We start from the raw sequence: 17,071 nt of genomic DNA, 5'->3' as shown, positions 1-17,071 counted from the left end.
AGATCCCCGCGCCGTCGAGGTGACGCGGGGTCCCCGCCCCTCAGTGCACCGATGCGAACTGCGTCGCCGCCGCCGCCACGCGGTTGTTGTACTCCACCGACGGGTTGTACGCGTGTATCGCCGCGATCCAGTTCTCCGCCCGCGTGAGATCGCCGCCCACCTCACACAGGTGCACGGCCGTCGCGAGGGCGGCATCGTCGATCTGGTTGATGTCGACCACGCCGTCGTCATTGCCGTCGCGACCGGCGCTCGCCCAGGTCGCGGGAATGAACTGCATCGGCCCCACCGCCCGATCCCAGACGGTGTCGCCGTCGAGGGCTCCGCCGTCGGTGTCGCGGACCACCTCCGTGCCCTCCCCGTTCAGGGGGATGCCGACGATCGCCGGGGAGACCGTGCCATCCGCGTGCAGTGTCGCGCCGTTCATGCCGCCGTGCGCGGTCTCGACGAGCCCGATCGCCGCCAGAGTGTTCCAGCCGAGTCCGCAGGAGGGATCGGTCCGCGCGACGGACAGGGCGGCACCGGCGTAGGCGGCGAGAGCGCGGGGCGGGATGCCCGCGGATGCCGAGACACGATCGACCCACTCGGCATCGGCGAGAGCGGCGATCCCCGGAAGAGATCGGTCATCGGCCCCCGCCGCAGACGGGCGGACGACGGCGGGCGTGGGCGACGCGGACGGAAGAGGGTCGGGTCCGCTCGCTGAGGCGGTCGCCGCTCCCCACGCGCCGGCGGCGAGTGCCCCCACGCCGAGGACGCTGAGCACCGCGGTGACCGCGGGCCACAGTCGCGACGAGGTGGCGGGAGGAACGAGCGGGTCGGGATCGGTCATGACGGCCTTTCGGGAACGAGGTCGGGCACGGCGCGGGGCGCGTCCGGCGTCGGCTGAGGGAACGCGCGCACGTCCGCACGCGCGGCGGCGGGACTCCGACGGCGGGTGAGCATCTTCCCCACCACGCCCTGACGCGGCGAGAACACCCACGCCACGAGGAACAGCGCGGTCAAGACGAGCACGATGGTGCCCCCGGTGGGCAGTGCCCACGACCACGAGAGGTACAGCCCGATGACGGCTGCGACGCCGCCGATGACGGGTCCGAGCACCATCATCACGCCCAGTCGATCGGTCAGCAGCCGCGCGGTCGCGGCCGGGGTCACCAGGAGCGCGAGCACGAGGATGTTGCCGATCGTCTGCACGCTCACGACCACGGCGAGGGTCACCAGCACGTACAACGCGAGGTCGAGCCAGAACACCCGCAGTCCCAGAGCCCGCGCCGACTCGCGGTCGAGGCTCACCGTCACGAATTCCTTGTTGAGCAGCAGAACGGCCAGCAGCACGGCCACCGACACCCCCGCCACGACGGGGAGGTCGTCATCCGGGATGCCGGTGAGCGAGCCGAAGAGGAACTGCTGCAGCGAGCCCGCGTAGCCGGGGGCTTGCGAGATGACGACGATGCCGAGAGCGAACGCGGCGACGAAGAAGATCCCGATGATCGAGTCCTCCTTCAGCCGGCGGTTCTGCGCGAAGACCGCCACGAGCACCGCCGTGAGCACCCCCGCGATCGTGCCTCCGAGCACGAGGTTGCCCGACACGACGAAGGCCACGGCCAGCCCCGGGAACACCGCGTGCGCCACGGCATCGCCGATGAAGGCCATGCCGCGCAACACGACGAACGTGCCGATGACCCCGCACACGATCGACGACATCACGGCCACCGCGAGCGCCTTCGGCAGGAACGCCAGGTCGGGGTTGAGCAGGTCGACGACGAAATCCACGGGGCTCATGCGACGCTCCGCACCATGCGAACGAGCGCCGAGTCGGGACCCACCCCGAAGGTCTCGCCCCACACGCGCGCGTCGGCCGCGAGCGCTGCCGGAGCGCCGGCGGCGATGACCCGGCGGTTCAACAGCGCGAGGCGGTCGGCGACATCGATGGCGCCGAGCAGGTCGTGCGTGGTCATGAGCACCGCACGCCCCTCGTGCGCGAGGTCGGCGAACAGGCCCGCGAGCAGGTCTTGGGTGGGCAGATCGAGACCGGTGAACGGCTCGTCGAGCAGCAGCACCGAGGGGCGCAGCACGAGGGCGCGCGCGACGAGCACGCGCTGACGCTGACCGCCCGAGAGCTGCCCCACGACCCGGTCGGCCAACTCGCTCATCCGCACCCGCTCCAGGGCCTCGGCCACGGCCTCCCACTCGGGCCGCCCGGGGCGTCGCAGAAGGCCCAGCCGACCGGTCAGCCCGGTCATCACGACATCGGCGACCGACAGGGGGAAGTCCCAGGCGAACTCGTGCCGCTGCGGAACGTAGCCGATCGCGACCCGCCCGGGGCGGGCCTGCCGTCCCTCGACGCGCACGCGACCCGCCGCCGTGGGCTGCAGCCCCAGCACCGTGCGCAGCAGCGTCGTCTTTCCGGCGCCGTTGGGGCCGAGCAGCGCGACGAGCTCTCCGCGCTCGACCGTCAGTTCCACGCCGTCGAGCACCCGGCGTCCACCGAGGTCGACCGACACCGTCTCGACCTCGAGCGCCGCGGCGCCGCTCATGCCCGCGGCTCCGCGGTGACGGCATCCGGATGCCGCGACAGCACGGCGCGCTTCGCCCGGGCGCTGCGCACCCCGATGACCGCGGCGACGGCGACGATCGCGGCGGCGACCACGGCGATCGCCACGACGAGGATCGGAACCAGCGGCGACGCGGGTGCCGCGGGGACGACGACCGGCTCCGCGGCGGCGGGCGCGTCGGGGGCGACGGATGCGACTCCCCGGGTCGCGGCGAACGCCTCGGACGGCGCGGTCGCGGTGCCCACGGCGAAGCGCACGCGCTGGGTGTCCGACACGTGCGACCCGTCGATGAGATCGGCCTCGGCGGTGAGCTCCACGAGGTAGACCCCGGGAGCGGTGAACACCCAGTTGGCGTGCGTGTGGGTGTTCACGTCCACCCACACCGGCTGCGGGTCGTGCACGCGCGAGTCCCACAGCACCTGTGGCTCGCCGAACGAACCCGACTGCAGATACGTCGTCATGACGCCGGGGCCCTCGACGGCCTTCAGGGACAGCGTCACGCCCCGATCGACGGTGTCCATGACGGCCGGGTCCTGGGTATTCCACCCGATCCAGACCACATCGGGGTTCTGCGTCTGCGGGGCGACCCACACCTCGCTCCCCGCCGGGGCACCGACGAAGGCGTACGCGGGATCGTCGGGCACGGTGAGCTTCGCCTCGTCGCGCACGTGCAGCACCGTCTCATCGGGGTAGCGCCAGACGCTCGTGGCGTTCGCATCGGCCTTGGCCACGTCGTCGTGGATGAGGAAGCGCCACTGACCGTCGTCGTACTTCGGCCCCATGTCGAGATGACCCGCCTCGAGCACCCGCTCTCCGTGCACGATCTGGAGCTCGTCGAGCGTCTGGTCGAGTGCGGGGTCGCTTCCGGTCTCGGCGTGAGGGGCCGAGAGGGCGGACGCCGCGATCACGGGGCGCGTCGGGGCGACGGGCAGGGCGGATGCCGCGACGGCCGGGGCCAGAGCCCACAGGGCCGTCGCGACGGTCAGTACCGCAAGGCGGACACGGAGTCTCATCGGGATCCTTCGTCGGACGGGGTCAGGCAGGAGCGCACGCTCTCGGCGTTGGCACGCACGAGCTGCACGTAGGTGGTCACGGTGTCGGTGAAGGCGTCGCCGTAGATCGGACAGACACGGATGCCGAGGTCGTCGGCCACGTCCGTGAGTGTCGACGAGCGCGCGGCGAGGTTCGGCTCGAGGAAGACGGCCGGCACGTGCAGCGTGCGGATGGTATCGGCGAGGCGGCGACGGTCGGCGAGCGAGGGCTCGACGGCCGGGTTGGGTGTGACGAAGCCGGCGACGTCGAGGCCGTAGGCGTGGGCGAGATATCCGAAGGCGTCGTGCGTGGTGACGAGGTGTCTGTCGCCGGGCGGGATGCTGTCGTACTGCGCACGCACCTCTGCGTCGACGGCATCCAGTTCCGCCAGATACCGTCGCGCGTTCTCGGCGTAGTCGCGGGCGTGGGCGGGATCGGCGCCGATGAGGGTGTCGCGGATGAGCTGCACGTACGCGAGGGCGTTGCGCACGTCCTGCCAGAGGTGCGGATCGATCTCGCCGTGCACGTGCTTGCCGAGCACCGCTTGCGCGAGCTGATAGATCGGCTGACCCGGACGGCCGAGGAAGCGGAAGTCCTCCCCCGCCGGAATCTCGGTGCGGGCTTTCGCGGGCACCTCGACGATCGCGCCGTCGGCGGGCAGGGTCCGTTGCGTGTGATCGCCGCCGCCGCTGGGGTCGTATCGCACGCCGAGGCTCGCGGCATCCACATCCACCGTCAGGTCGGCGTGCCCCCGATCGAGAACGACCGGGTCGACGAGCCCCGCGTCGGTCGCGGCCTGATGCGGATCGACGCCCACGGCGAAGGTGTAGGTCGCCTCGCCGAGGTCGACCGGCTTCGCGGTGTCGTCGACCTGCAGGCGGGCGCGGAGGGTGAGCGTGTAGACCCCGGGCTCGGTGAACGCCCACGACAGGTGCGTGTGCGCATCGGCGGGAAGGGTCACCGTGTCATCGCGATAACCGTCGGCGGCGTTGAAGCCGTCGGACGAGTCGATGTAGCGCTCGGTGCTCCCGAAAGAACCGGTGAGGTAGGCCACGATCGCGCCCGGCCCGCTCGCCGCGACGGCCGACAGCTCGACCGCGGAGGTGCGTGTCGCCCCCCGCGCCTCGCCCCGCCCGTGCGCGCGCAGGCCCAGCCAGACGGTGTCGAGCGAGACGTCCTCGACCAGCGGGATGATCTCGGCGGCGTACTTCACCGCTTCCTCGGCGAGCGAGACGCTCACGGCGTCGTCGCGCAGGTTCGCATCGAGGGTCTTGATCACCGCCTGTTCCTCGAGCATCGCGTAGTTCGAGAACGCCACGTCGGCGTAGACGACATTGCGCGCGTCCCGGAGCGTCGGCTCGTACGCGTGCGGATCGGCCCGGTCGGGCACGAGCGAGACGACATCGACCCGGTCGCCACCGACGTTGCGGACGAGATCGCGCAGGATGCCGGTGGTGGTGACCACCCGCAACCGATCGCGGTCGGCGGCGAGCGACGGGGGCCCGGCGCATCCGGTGACGGCGAGAGCGGCGGCGATCAGCAGCACGCCGCTGGTCTGCCGACGAGTCCGCCGGCACGAGCGACGACGCGCCCACCCGGAGCGACCGGCCCCGCCGGCGCTCACGGAGTCGCCCCGCCGCCGCGCCGCCGCGACCGCCGCCACAGCACCCCCGACCCGGCCGCGCCGACCAGCAGCAGCGCGCCGAGCACGGCGAGCAGCACGGGAACCGGATCGCCGGATGCCAGCGAGCCGAGCGGAGCGGCCGGCTCAGCGGCATCCGATCCCTGACCGGGGAGGGTGCGCCGCGCGGCGTCTGCCGCGGCCTGCTCCGCCGCGGCCGCCGCGACGTCGGCATTCGCGAGGGAGATGGCCGAGAGGGGCGCGCAGCCCGCGGCCCCCGACACGGCGCTGCGCGGATCGACGTCGCCGACGACGACGGTCAGCGTCTCACGATCGCGCGACACCCGGCCATCGGCGAGGGTCGCGGTCTGGGTCGAGGTGATGCGGTACACGCCTTCGGCGCTGAACGCCCAGTTGGCGTGCGCGTGCACACCGAGCGGGATGTCGTACGAGCCGCCCCCGGCGAAGATCGTCTGCTGCACGCCGCCGAACGAACCCGAGAGGTACACCGTCACGCGTCCGGGGCCATCGATGCCGTCGATCGTCCACCGCACCGGCCCCGCGGTGTTGCCGTCGTTGAGCATCTCGGTGTTCCAGCCCAGCCATACCAGATCGGGGTTCTGGGTCTGCGGCACCTGCCAGACGGTCGATCCCGCGGTGCCCACCTGACCGAAACCGGCGGGAAGGGTCACGCGTGCCGAGGGCTTCAGCCACAGCACCGTGCTCGACGGCTCGCGGTAGACCTTGCTGCCCGAGCTGTCGTCGCCGACGAGCGACTGCAGCGATCCGTTCACGAGACGCGAGGCGTAGTCGACGTGCCCGGACGAGAGGATCGTCGCGCCTCCGACGCAGGCCGCGGCCGCGAGCTGCTGAGCGGTAGGGGTCGCCGCGGCCTCCTCGCGCGGTGGCGCGGGCACATCGATCGCGCCCGTGTCGACCTTCTCGCCGCAGCGCGCGGGGTTCACCGACATGACGTCGGCGGTTCCCACCGCCACCGCCAGCACGAAGGTGTCCGACGAGACGCGGCCGTCGCTCAGTTGCGCGGTGCGCTGCATCGAGAGGCAGTAGTTGCCCTCGGCGCTGAACGCCCAGGAGCCGTGCGCGTGCGTGTTCTTCGGGATCGTCACGCGATCGGCGGCGGAGATGCCGTCGTGCGTGGTGAACAGCACAGATGGCTGGCCGAAGGTGCCGGTCTCGTACAGGGCGAACCGTCCCGGTCCCGAGACGTCGACGAGCGACCACGACACCCCACCGGTCGTCGCCGACAGCGGGATGCCCTCGGTCGACCAGCCCGGCCAGACCAATCCGCTCTGCTGCGTCTGCGTCACCTGGTAGAACGGCGAACCGGGGTCGCCGAGGAACCGCCACGCGTCTCCCTCGGGAACGGTGGCGCGCGAGCCGGGCTTCAGCTGCAGTACGGTGCGCGAGACGTCGCGGTAAACCGGCTCGGTGACGGATGCCGAGTCCTTGATGCGCGTGACGAGCTCGCCGTCCTGTACGAGCGAGGCGATGTCGACGTGCCCGTCGTTCAGCACGGTGGCGCCGGCGCGGTTGACGGTGCCGTTGGCGACGTCCCACGCCCCGGGTTCCGAGGGGGCGGGCTCGTCGGGACCGTCGGATGCCACGATCTGCACGTCGTCCCACCCGGCGAGCGCGCCCGCCCGGTCCTTTACCACGAGGCGGTGCGCGCCCGTCGTCGCGTCAGCGGGCAGGCGCACCTGCACCGCGCCGGACGATCCGACGCGCGCCCAGCCGAGCCATGCGGTGTCGTCGAGCCACAGCGAGACCCACTGGCCTGCGCGATCACGGTCGATCTGCACGGTGACCAGCTGGCCGGCGGTGATCCCTGCGTCGGCGTTCACTACCTTGATGCCGCCGCGGGTGGCATCCGTGAGTCCGTCACGAGCGATGGGTGTCGTGTCGGGGTCGGTGGGGGCACCGTCGGGCGTCTGGAAGCAGCGCGTCGGGTCGACGTTCTTCACCGCGACGGCACCGACGGCGAACGCGAGAGTGAACGTATCGCTCACCGCCTGGCCCGATGCGAGTGTCGCCGCACGCGTGAAGCCGAGGCAGTACGTGCCTTCGGCGCTGAACGCCCAGGTGCCGTGCGCGTGGATGTTCTTCGGGATCTCGACGGTGTCGGCCGCGTCGATGCCGTCACGGGTGTCGAAGAAGACCCGCGGGCCGGTGAACGGCGTCTGGTACAGCGCGAACTCCCCCGGTCCTTCGGCCCGATCGAGCGACCAGGTCACCCCGCCGGTCGTCGCCGCCGTGGGAATGGCCTCGGTGGACCACCCCGGCCACAGGATGCCTTCGGCCTCCGTCTCGGGCAGGAGCCAGGTCTTCGCGCCGGCCGAGCCGAGGAACGCGTACGCCGGGTCGGCGGGCACGGTGCTCTGCGCCTCGGGGCGCACCTGCAGCACCGTCTCGGAGGGGGCGCGCAACGCCTCGTCGTGCGCGGCGTCGCTCGCATCGGCGATGACGGTGGTGAGCCGGTCGCCGTCCAGGCGCGCGGCGATGTCGACGTGGCCCGCCGTGACGATGGTCGCGCCCGAGTCGGTGCGCGTGTGGTTGGGCACGTCCCAGTCGGTGTCGGGAGTCCCGGGGTCGGGACCGCCGGGGTCGCTCCCCTCCCCTCCGTCCGCGCACCGGGTGATTCCTGCGGTGTCGACACCGGCGGCGACGGTCAGCGTCTTGGACACCTGATATGCGGTGCCATCGGCGAGCGTCCCCGACCACGTCACCGGCACGCAGTACACGCCCGCCGCGGTGAAGACGTGGGTGGCGGGGAAGTTCGACCCGGTCCAGAGCGTCTCGCGGGTCAGCGGGGGTGTCGACCCGGAATCGAGTTGGACGGCCTGCGAGTCGGTGCTGTTGCCGCGCCGCGAGTACGCGCCCGGTCCCTCGACCGCGCCGAGGGTCACGGTGACGTCGCTACCGGCGGCATCCCACTCCCACGTGCGCCACCGGTCCTGGAAGCGGTACGTGTCGGCGAAGGCCGCCGCGGAGTAGATCGTCTGCTCCGGGTCGAAGAAGCGCGTCCGGGGTGAGTTCTTCTCCTCCACGGATGCCACGACGTCGGGCACGCCGTTCACGCGCCGCAGCTCCAGCGAAGGGGACAACGCCGTCTCGTCGAGTACCGTCGGCGCCGTCGAGAGGGCGACGGCAGCCGGCGCGGGGGCGGTCGGAACCACTGTCGTGCGCTCGCAGGGCTGCACCGTCGACAGGTCGACGTCACCGACGGCGACCGTGAGCAGTGACGCGGCGGGGAGATCGCGACTCTCGTCGCCGACGGCTCTGAGGTCGGCACGAACGGCCAGACAGTAGATGCCGGCCTCGGTGAACGCCCAATTGAGGTGGCGGTGGGTGCGGCCGAGAGAGAAGGGGACCGGGGTCGCGCGCCGGGAGTCCAGCAGGAAGCCACTGCTCGTCCAGGCGTACGCCTCGCCGGGACCCGACACTTTCTGCATCGACCACGTCGCGTGCCGCTCGGTGAAACCGGCGGGCAGGTAGAGCATGCTCAAGCCCGGCCACAGCGTGTGATCGACGTACTCGCTGCCGGCCGAGAAACCGTAGTAGGTGCTTCCCGGGGCACCGATGAACGTGCGGTCGTCGACGGCATCAGGCTCGCGGACGGTGAATCTCGCGAACTCCCCGCGCCCGACCCATACCGCGTCCTTCAGAGCGTGCATGCCGATATCACTGTGCCCGTCACCCGTGGCGAACTCGATCCCGCCCCGGCCGTCCTCGCGGACGGCGAGGTCGGTGTGCCCCTTCTGCAGCCAGGCGACCGTGGGGTCGAGCGTCTCGGGATCCTCGCCGCCCGGGTCCTCACCCCCGCCTCCGGGGTCGCTGCCGTCGGATTGCGCGCACGGGGTCACGGTGGAGGCGTCGACGCCGACCGCGAAGGTGAACGTGGCGCGATCCTCGGCGGGGGTACCGTCGGACCGTGTCGTCGAGGAGCGCACGGTGACGCAGTACACACCGGCGTCGGTGAAGACGGTTCCCAGTGCCGGCGCCCCCTCGTACTCGGCGGCGCGCGTATAGAACGGATCGCCCCACTCCTCGGTCGTCGAGACCGCTCGGCCCTGCGTCATGCGCTCGCCGTCTGCGCTCCCGTCCCAGAAGCCGATGTCTTCCGGCAGGTTGAGGTCCGGAGAGTAGTCCTGGCGGTAGGTGAAGAAACGCCCCTGTCCGCGCGTGACGGTCACGCCCTCGAGGTCGAAGGCCACGCTCGCGCCCTCGTCCGGCGTCACCTTCAGGCCGTCGGCCGAGACGAAGCGGCCGTCCAGGTCGATCACGAGGTCGTTCGCGTGTTCGTCGCCCAGCCGGCGATCGTCGGGGACGTGTCGGCCCGAGGTGCGATACGCCGTGGCCCCCTCGGGGAGGTGTCGGCTCCAGAGCTCCTTGTTGGCCGTTGATCCGTCCGCCGCGGGCCAGCGAGTATCGCGGTGCGGCAGCGACAGCACGACACGGGCGGGGTCGAACGCGGTGGTCCGACCGCGGTCCATGGTCACGGCGTTCAGGGTGAGCGCGCCGTCCGCCATGGTGGGGGCCATCAGCACCGTGCCCGAGTCGAGCACCGTGGTTTTCTCCTGCGTCGATACGACCGGATGCGGCGCCTGCGGCGCCATCTCCACCGGCTGGGCGCACGGCTCCACGGTCTCGGGGTCCACGCCCACGGCGAAGGTCAACGCGAGGTCCCGGTTGACGAATGTGCCGTCCGCGAGCTGCGCGTGGCTGTTCAGCGTGACGCACGCGCGCCCGGCTGCACCGAAAGCCATCGCAACGGGCGAAGGCGCGGCCTGCTCACCGACGTTCGTGCGCAGGCGGGGTGCGGCGTCGCCGGCGCGTCCGCTCGTTCCGGCGTCGGTGACGCCGCTGCCGAGCAGCCCGCCCGCGGGGCCGTCGACAGCGCCCAGCCACGTCCGCACCACGGCTTGTTCGGGTGCCCATTCCGGAGCGTAGAGGGCGGATGCCGGGATGCCACGGGCATCGAGCGCGAACGAGAGGGCGTTGTCGGCGGTGTCCGGCGATCCCCCGGCGTCGGGCGTTCCGGTTCGCCAGATCCGCCCCTGCCCGGGAGCGATCTCGTTCCAGAAGTCGGCGTTCTGTCCCTCATCCGCCCCCGGCCAGTCCTCGGACTCACGGAGGGCGAAGACGGTGCGAGTGGGGTCGAAGATGCGGTCCTCCCCCTCGAGGTGCTGCGTGAGGACCCCGTCGATCACTCGCGAAACGAGACGTACGTCTCCCTCGCCCACGACGGTGCGAGAGGACGCCGCCGCGCGGGCCTCGGGCGCGGGTGCCGGCTCCGAGGAAGGCGCCGGTTCGTCGACCACCGCGGACTCCGCGGCGCCGCCGGTGACGGTCGGGGTGGGAGCGGCCGGCGCGGGCACCACCTTCACTCTCGCGGTGGCGTGCGCCTCCTCGGTGCGTTCCCCGTCGGGGTCGGCGAAGGTGGTCGAGGCGGACACACCGAGGGTGTACTCCCCCGGGGTGTCGAAACGATAGACGAGTACCGTCGGCGCACCGGGCTCGAGCGGCAGCGCGGCATCCGCGTCCCACTCGGCGCGCGCGTCCTGGGCGCCGGTCTCCACCGTGACGCCGCCCCCTTCCGGGGCCGACGTGACCGCGTACGTCAGGGCGGTCGAGGTGGCGCTCCCGGTCACATCGGAGACGAGGGCGCGTGTCGTCTGCTCCTCCCCGACGACCGCGTCGAAGACGACGTCGTCGAGCGCCTGCACGCGCGATGCGGACGTGGCGACGATGCTCGTCCCCTGGCTGGGTGCCACCACCGTCGTCAGCGCGACGTCGGCGAAAGAGACGTGCGTCGGGCCATCGGCCCGCGCGACCGCGGGCGGGAGCGTGGTGATGCACATCGCGGCGACGACGGTGGCCGCCACGCGTGCCGTGACGGACCGGCGGCGCTGCGGACGGCGAGAGGAGCGGACAGGGTGGGTGCGAGAAGTCATCGCGGAGCTTTCACAGCGAGGAGCCGGTGGAGGACGCGGCGAGCGCGTCCTCCACCGGCCGGGTGATCAGAAGGTGAAGCGGTAGGTGCCCGACGCGGTGTACGCCGTGGTGCCCGCGGACACGTTGCGCACGCGCACCGAGACCGGGAGGTCGACGGAGCTCGCGCTGCCGCTGAACTCCCAGGTGTAGTGGCGGTGCCACTGCGTGTTGGCCGCGACCGAACCGGTGGAGAAGGTGAGCGTCTGGTCCGACGTCGACACCGGCACCGACTTCACCGCGCCCGACGAGACGTCGGTGATGGACAGACCCGTCCCCGCGGGCACGGTGATGGTGAACACCGCGGAGCGGGTGACCGAGGCGGTGTTGGCGAAGCGGATGCCGCCGCCCGAGACCGGCGAGGTCGCCGTGGCGTCGTCGCCGTCGATGCGCTTGCCGCTGCCGACGGCGAACGACGCCGACGGGCTCAGCACCGTGTCCCAGGTCTCGGTTTCGTGGTTGTAGCTCTGCAGGCGCGGGGATTGCGCGGCCGATGAGGCCAGGATGTCCCACTCCCCCGTCTGGGCGCCGCTCGCGGCGAACGAGGGCGCGCTCACGCCGAGGGTCAGAGCGAGGGCGGCGACGAGGGCCAGAACGACTCGAGCGATCGTGTTCTGCCCGGACCGCGAGGGGGAGGCGGTCGTCGCCTCGGTGATGGTACTCATGATGCGTTTTCTCCCAGAGAGATCGAGTGGGGGTTGGGGGGTGCGCCGACGCGCGGGAACGACTCGGAGGCCTGCGTCGACGCACGGTCGAACCGATCGTCCGGGGACCGGGGATCTCAGGCTCCGAGGCGACTCATTCGATCGGAGTAGATGAAGTGCGCCCGAATGAACGCGACGTGCTGACGCCGGAGCGGAGACCATCCACTCCCTGTCGCTCGGTCACGGGGCATCGCACCACGCGGAGCCGAGGTCTCACACCCGCAGCGCCGTTCTCCTCCGTGACCGAGGTGGTCGTCGGTGTGCGCGTGAGGCGTGGAGATCGTCGACACCTCGTCCCGTACCACGTTTACTCCGCGCTTCTATTGATAATGATTATCAATTACTTGTGAGTAATATTGCCGATCCACCCGCGGGCTGTCAAATCTGTGACGCCCGCGCGCGCGGCCCTGCGAGACTGCCGCCATGAAGGAGTTCTTCGTCGGGGTCCGATTACTGGCCCGAGGTCTCGGCCAATGGCGGCACACTCCCGGGGCGATGGCCCTGGGGCTCATTCCCGGGTTCGTGGTGAGCCTCGTCTTCGCCGCCGCCCTCGCCAGCTGGGCGATCGTGTTGCGCGACGTCGTCGACGACTGGACGCCCTTCGCCGACAGCTGGGACCCCGTGTGGGCGACGGTCGTGCGCGTCACCGTGGGCGTCGCATCGTTCGGCGCCGCCGCCTTCCTCGCTATCGCGTCGTTCACGGCCGTGACCCTCCTCGTCGGGGAGCCCTTCTACGACCGGATCTGGCGCGCCACCGAACGAAGCCGGACGGGACGCGTGCCCGACAGCGACTACGGCTTCTGGCGTGCGGCGGGCGACGGGATCCGCCTGATCGCGCGGGGCATCGTCGCCGCGGGCGCGGCATGGGCGCTCGGCCTGATCCCGTTCGTCGGAGGAGTGATCGGCGCGGTCGTCGGCCTCCTCCTGACGGGGTGGCTCCTCGCCGACGAGCTCACGTCGCGCGCGCTGTCGGCCCGCGGCCTCGATCGACGCGCCCGCCGCGCGCTGCTGCGCGAGAACCGAGCGCGAGCCCTGGGCTTCGGCGTGGCGACCCAGGCCTGTTTCCTCGTGCCGCTCGGCGCGGTCGCGATCATGCCGGCGGCGGTCGCCGGCAGCACGCTCTGGGCGCACGCCGCCCTCGGCGAGGAGCCGCTCCCGGAGCGCGCCGAGCCCGAGGGGCGACCGGTCGACCCGGCACGGTAGCCTGGAGCGACCGAAGGGATCCTCATGTTCATCGTCTCGCTCATCCTGTTCGTCGGGGGCATGCTGCTCACCGGCCTCTCGTTCTCGCTCGCTGCCCCGGCTCTCTTCTTCGCCCTCGGCATCATCCTGGTCTCGGCGTCGCTGGCGCTGCCCTTCCACTTCGGCACCCGGTAAGCGCGGAGTTCGGCCATGACGACCTACACCGTGGCCGACTACCTCCTCGATCGGCTCGCCGAATCCGGGGTTCGACACCTGTTCGGCGTTCCCGGCGACTTCACGCTCGCTTTCCTCGACCATGTCGAGCGGCATCCGCTCATCGAGTGGGTGGGCTGCGCGAATGAGTTGGGCGCGGGGTATGCGGCCGACGGCTACGCGCGGCTGCACGGACTCGGCGCTCTCAGCACGACCTTCGGCGTGGGCGAGCTGTCCGCCCTCAGCGCGGTGGCCGGCAGCTACGCCGAGCACGTCCCCGTCCTGCACGTCGTCGGCGCACCCACCACCGCGGTCCAGGCGGCCGGCCGCGCGAGCCATCACTCCCTCGGCGACGGCGATTTCGGCCACTTCGCGCGGATGACCGCGGAGGTGACCGCCGCGCAAGAGACCCTGACGGCGTCGGATGCCACGGCTCAGATCGACCGCCTGCTCACGGACGTGCGGCACCGACGCCTCCCCGGCTACGTCCTCCTTCCCGCCGATGTGGGCGAGGCGCCCGCGGAACCGCCCGTACGTCCCCTCCCCTCGCCCGACACCGTCACCGATCCCGCAGTCCTCACGCGGTTCCGCGACGCCGTCGCGGCGCGGCTCGCGGTCGCCGACTCCGCGGCGGTGCTCGCCGACATCCTCGTCGCCCGCCTCGACGCCGAAGACCACCTGCACCGCGTCCTGGCCGCGGGGGTGCCGCATGCCTCGCTGCTGTGGGGTCGGCGCGTCGTCGACGAGTCGGCATCCGGGTACCTGGGTCCGTATCTCGGTGCGGCCAGCGCGCCCGCCGTCCGCGCGGGCATCGAGGACGCCGACGTGCTCGTGATGGCCGGGGTGCAGTTCACCGACCTGACGAGTGGATTCTTCTCGCAGCACATCGATGCGGCGCGCACGATCGAGATCCGAGGGGAGCACGCTCGCATCGGAGACGACGACTTCCGCCCGCTGGCGATGCGCGACGCCCTCGACGCGGTGGCGGAAGAGCTCGAGGCTCTCCCGGGGCGATTCGCCGTCGCCTCCGAGCCCCCGGCTCTCGCGCCCCGCGCCCCCGCCGAACCGAGCGCGCCCCTTTCCCAGACGGCACTCTGGCAGGAGGTCGCGGCGTTCCTCCGCGACGGCGACACCGTGCTCGCCGATCAGGGCACCTCCTTCTACGGCATGGCCGGGGAGCGCCTCCCGCACGGCGTGGTCTTCGGCGGACAACCGCTGTGGGCCGCGATCGGCTTCACGCTGCCGGCGATCCTCGGGGCCGCCCTGGCGCGTCCGGAACGACGCCCGGTCCTGCTCATCGGCGACGGCGCGGCGCAGCTCACCAGCGCCGAGCTCGGCACGATCGTGCGCCACGGCATCCCGGCGGTCATCGTCGTCGTCGATAACGCCGGCTACACGGTCGAGCGCGTGATTCATGGGCTCCACGAGGAGTACAACGACATCGCGACGTGGGATTGGACGGCGATCCTCGGCGCCGTCGATCCCGCCCGTACGAGCGTCGGCGTGCGCGTCGACACCGTCGGCGGGCTGACCTCGGCCCTTGCCGACGCGCGGGCGGCGAAGGGGCTCACGCTCATCCAGGCGGTCGTGCCGCAGGACGACGTGCCGCCGGTGCTCGCCGACCTCGCCGCCGCCGCGGCCGCCGCGAACCGCCGCTCCTGACGCGCGGCCGGCGGGCCGGTGCGACCGCGACTCATCCGCGCCTCCCCTCTGCCCGCTCTCGGCCCCTTCGACCCGGTCGCGCCCGGGAAGCGACGCCAGGACCCGCACCCGCGCACATCCGCCGACGTGCTCCCCGCCCCGACGCGGGAGACGCGGCGCCCTCCCCCGCACGGGCCGGGTACCGTTGCCGGGTGCCGTTCTCTCTCGACGCCCTCCGCCGCTGGCCCGACCTCGAGGCACCTGACCTGCTCGCCGCGGACGCGGCCGACCGGCTGATTCTCGATGAGTCCGCCGCGGCGCGCGCCGACATCACCGACGGGCAGCTCGTCGTGATCGGCGACGGCTATGGCGCGCTGACCCTGGGCGCCGCCGCAGCGGGGGCCCGCGGCATCCGGGTCCACCAGGACGAGCTCACCGGCAAACAAGCCCTCGCCGCGAACGCCGAGACGTCCGGCCTCGCCGGGACGTTCACCCCCCACGAGCGGAATGCGGCGCTCCTCGCGGACGCGCGTGTCGTCCTGCTGCGCCTGCCGCGCTCGCTTCGCGAGCTCCACGACATCGCCGGGCTCATCGCCCTGCACGCCCACCCCGACGTCGTCGTGTTCGCGGGCGGACGCCTGAAGCACATGACCGTGACGATGAACGACGTGCTCCGCGAGCGGTTCGACCGGGTCGACGTCTCGCACGCGCGGCAGAAGTCGCGCGTCCTCATCGCGCGCGGACCGCACGACGGTGCGGACCCCGAACCGGAGCGGGCGCGGATCGACGGAATCGAGATCCGCGCGTTCGGCGGAGCGTTCGCCGGGGCGTCGCTCGACATCGGCACCCGCCTGCTGCGGGAGCACCTGCCCGAGCCGAGCGGTGGAGAGGCGATCGACCTCGCCTGCGGCACGGGCATCGTCGCCGCGACCTTGGCGACGCGGCATCCGTCCCTCCGGGTGCTCGCGTGCGACCAGTCCGCGATCGCGGTGCAGTCGGCGCGGGCCACCGCCGAAGCGAACGGGGTCGGCGACCGGGTCACCGTGAGGCGTGACGACATGCTGCGGAGCCGGCCCGACGGCAGCGCGTCGTTCATCGCGCTCAATCCCCCGTTCCACTCGGGGGCTGCGGTCACCGAGGGCATCGCGCCGCGCATGTTCGCCGAGGCGGCCCGCGTGCTCCGCCCGGGCGGCGAGCTCTGGACGGTCTGGAACTCCGCCCTGCAGTACCGGCCGGCCCTCGAGCGTCTCGTCGGGCCGACGCAGCAGGCGGCCCGCGACCGCAAGTTCACGGTGACGGTGTCGACGAAGCGCTGACGGGAGATCCCGGAGCCCGTCGACGGGACGGAGGCTCGCCGCGTCAGCCCTTGCCGCCCGGCGGGCCCACGATCAGCAGCACCACGAACACCACCGCGACCACCGCGACCAGGACGAGCCCGAGGGCCCACGGTCGCCGCAAGAAAAACCGCAGCGCCCGATCGACCGGTCGACGGTCGCGCGGGTCGCCGGTGTCGTCGAGGCGCCACGCCCCGCGCAACCGCCCCGAGCGCTGCAACCACACCTCGGTCGGGATCGTCGCGTACGGGATGACGGCGCTGACGATCGCGACCGCCGCCGGGACGACTCCCCACCGCTGGTTCAGCGCCACGAGCACGGCCGTTGCGCCGTAGGCGAGGAACACGAAGCCGTGGATGCCGCCGCCGATGCTCACGGCGATCGAGAGGTCGGCCGTCGCCCGCAGGATGAGCCCCGCGATCAGGAGGGTCCAGGAGATCGCTTCGGCGATCGCGAGCGTACGAAACAGCGTCAGGGGCGTGCGGAACACGTCTCTCCTCGTCGGGGGTCGGGGCTTTCCACCCTACGGAACCCCCCGCCGTGGCATCCGGGGTCTCCTCGACGTCGAACGACGCTCACTCGATGGGCTGGTCGTCGTCCTCCAGCGACGGGTCCGACCTCTCGGGCTCGGCGGCCGTGGTCGTGTCGGGCTCCGGCCCGGGTTCGATCGGGGGCTTGTCTCGCTCGGCATCCATCCCTCCACCCCATCAGATCGGCCGCCGGATGCCGAGGATTCGACGTCGGAACCGGCTCGGTGCGGCGGTACGGCCTGACCGTCGGGGAGGT

At 72.1% G+C, this 17,071-nt stretch carries 12 protein-coding genes; 4 read left to right on the top strand and 8 right to left on the bottom strand.

The window, feature by feature from the left end; translation table 11 throughout:
- Window positions 1-40: 40 nt before the first annotated feature.
- The 7 genes from NS220_RS08090 to NS220_RS08060 all read right to left on the bottom strand — a co-directional run bounded on the left by NS220_RS08090 (window position 41) and on the right by NS220_RS08060 (window position 11,876).
- Window positions 41-826, bottom strand: a complete 786-nt coding sequence (locus NS220_RS08090; RefSeq protein WP_058623566.1) for a lytic transglycosylase domain-containing protein — start codon at window positions 824-826, stop codon at window positions 41-43.
- Complete coding sequence (locus NS220_RS08085) at window positions 823-1,776, bottom strand: anchored repeat-type ABC transporter permease subunit (protein WP_058623565.1); 954 nt, start codon at window positions 1,774-1,776, stop codon at window positions 823-825. Before NS220_RS08085 ends, NS220_RS08090 begins: the two co-directional genes overlap by 4 nt.
- Window positions 1,773-2,531 carry an anchored repeat-type ABC transporter ATP-binding subunit gene (locus NS220_RS08080; protein ID WP_058623564.1) on the bottom strand — a complete coding sequence of 253 codons (759 nt, stop codon included), beginning with the start codon at window positions 2,529-2,531 and terminating at the stop codon, window positions 1,773-1,775. The genes NS220_RS08085 and NS220_RS08080 overlap by 4 nt, the downstream gene beginning before the upstream one ends.
- Window positions 2,528-3,562: a choice-of-anchor M domain-containing protein gene (locus NS220_RS08075; protein WP_081323042.1), complete on the bottom strand. Its 1,035-nt coding sequence runs from the start codon at window positions 3,560-3,562 to the stop codon at window positions 2,528-2,530. The genes NS220_RS08080 and NS220_RS08075 overlap by 4 nt, the downstream gene beginning before the upstream one ends.
- On the bottom strand, window positions 3,559-5,127 hold the full coding sequence (locus tag NS220_RS08070) for an anchored repeat ABC transporter, substrate-binding protein (RefSeq protein WP_058623575.1): 1,569 nt from the start codon (window positions 5,125-5,127) through the stop codon (window positions 3,559-3,561). Before NS220_RS08070 ends, NS220_RS08075 begins: the two co-directional genes overlap by 4 nt.
- Before the next feature lie 74 nt (window positions 5,128-5,201).
- A complete protein-coding gene (locus NS220_RS08065) occupies window positions 5,202-11,174 on the bottom strand; it encodes a TIGR03773 family transporter-associated surface protein (RefSeq protein ID WP_153004210.1) in 5,973 nt (1,990 codons plus the stop codon).
- A 66-nt stretch (window positions 11,175-11,240) separates the two neighbouring features.
- Window positions 11,241-11,876, bottom strand: a complete 636-nt coding sequence (locus NS220_RS08060; RefSeq protein ID WP_058623562.1) for a hypothetical protein — start codon at window positions 11,874-11,876, stop codon at window positions 11,241-11,243.
- Between the two features lie 462 nt (window positions 11,877-12,338).
- Between NS220_RS08060 and NS220_RS08055 the strand changes: the two genes are divergently transcribed.
- The 4 genes from NS220_RS08055 (at window position 12,339) to NS220_RS08045 (ending at window position 16,267) form a co-directional block, all read left to right on the top strand.
- Window positions 12,339-13,118 (top strand): EI24 domain-containing protein, encoded by a 780-nt coding sequence (locus tag NS220_RS08055; RefSeq protein ID WP_058623561.1) that lies wholly within the window; start codon window positions 12,339-12,341, stop codon window positions 13,116-13,118.
- A 24-nt stretch (window positions 13,119-13,142) separates the two neighbouring features.
- The gene (locus tag NS220_RS20085; protein WP_013585971.1) at window positions 13,143-13,292 is read left to right on the top strand and encodes a hypothetical protein; all 150 of its coding nucleotides are present in this window, start codon (window positions 13,143-13,145) and stop codon (window positions 13,290-13,292) included.
- A gap of 15 nt (window positions 13,293-13,307) precedes the next feature.
- A complete protein-coding gene (locus NS220_RS08050) occupies window positions 13,308-14,972 on the top strand; it encodes an alpha-keto acid decarboxylase family protein (RefSeq protein ID WP_058623560.1) in 1,665 nt (554 codons plus the stop codon).
- Window positions 14,973-15,163: 191 nt separating this feature from the next.
- Complete coding sequence (locus NS220_RS08045) at window positions 15,164-16,267, top strand: class I SAM-dependent methyltransferase (RefSeq protein WP_058623559.1); 1,104 nt, start codon at window positions 15,164-15,166, stop codon at window positions 16,265-16,267.
- A 43-nt stretch (window positions 16,268-16,310) separates the two neighbouring features.
- On the opposite strand, the gene NS220_RS08040 is transcribed toward NS220_RS08045, so the two are convergent.
- Complete coding sequence (locus NS220_RS08040; protein WP_058623558.1) at window positions 16,311-16,775, bottom strand: DUF3817 domain-containing protein; 465 nt, start codon at window positions 16,773-16,775, stop codon at window positions 16,311-16,313.
- Between the last annotated feature and the right edge of the window lie 296 nt (window positions 16,776-17,071).

It is taken from the genome of Microbacterium testaceum (assembly GCF_001476655.1).
Taxonomy (GTDB): Bacteria; Actinomycetota; Actinomycetes; order Actinomycetales; family Microbacteriaceae; genus Microbacterium; species Microbacterium testaceum_C.
The sequence above is the reverse complement of the archived record's forward strand: the minus strand, read 5'-3'. Positions and strand labels throughout refer to the sequence as shown.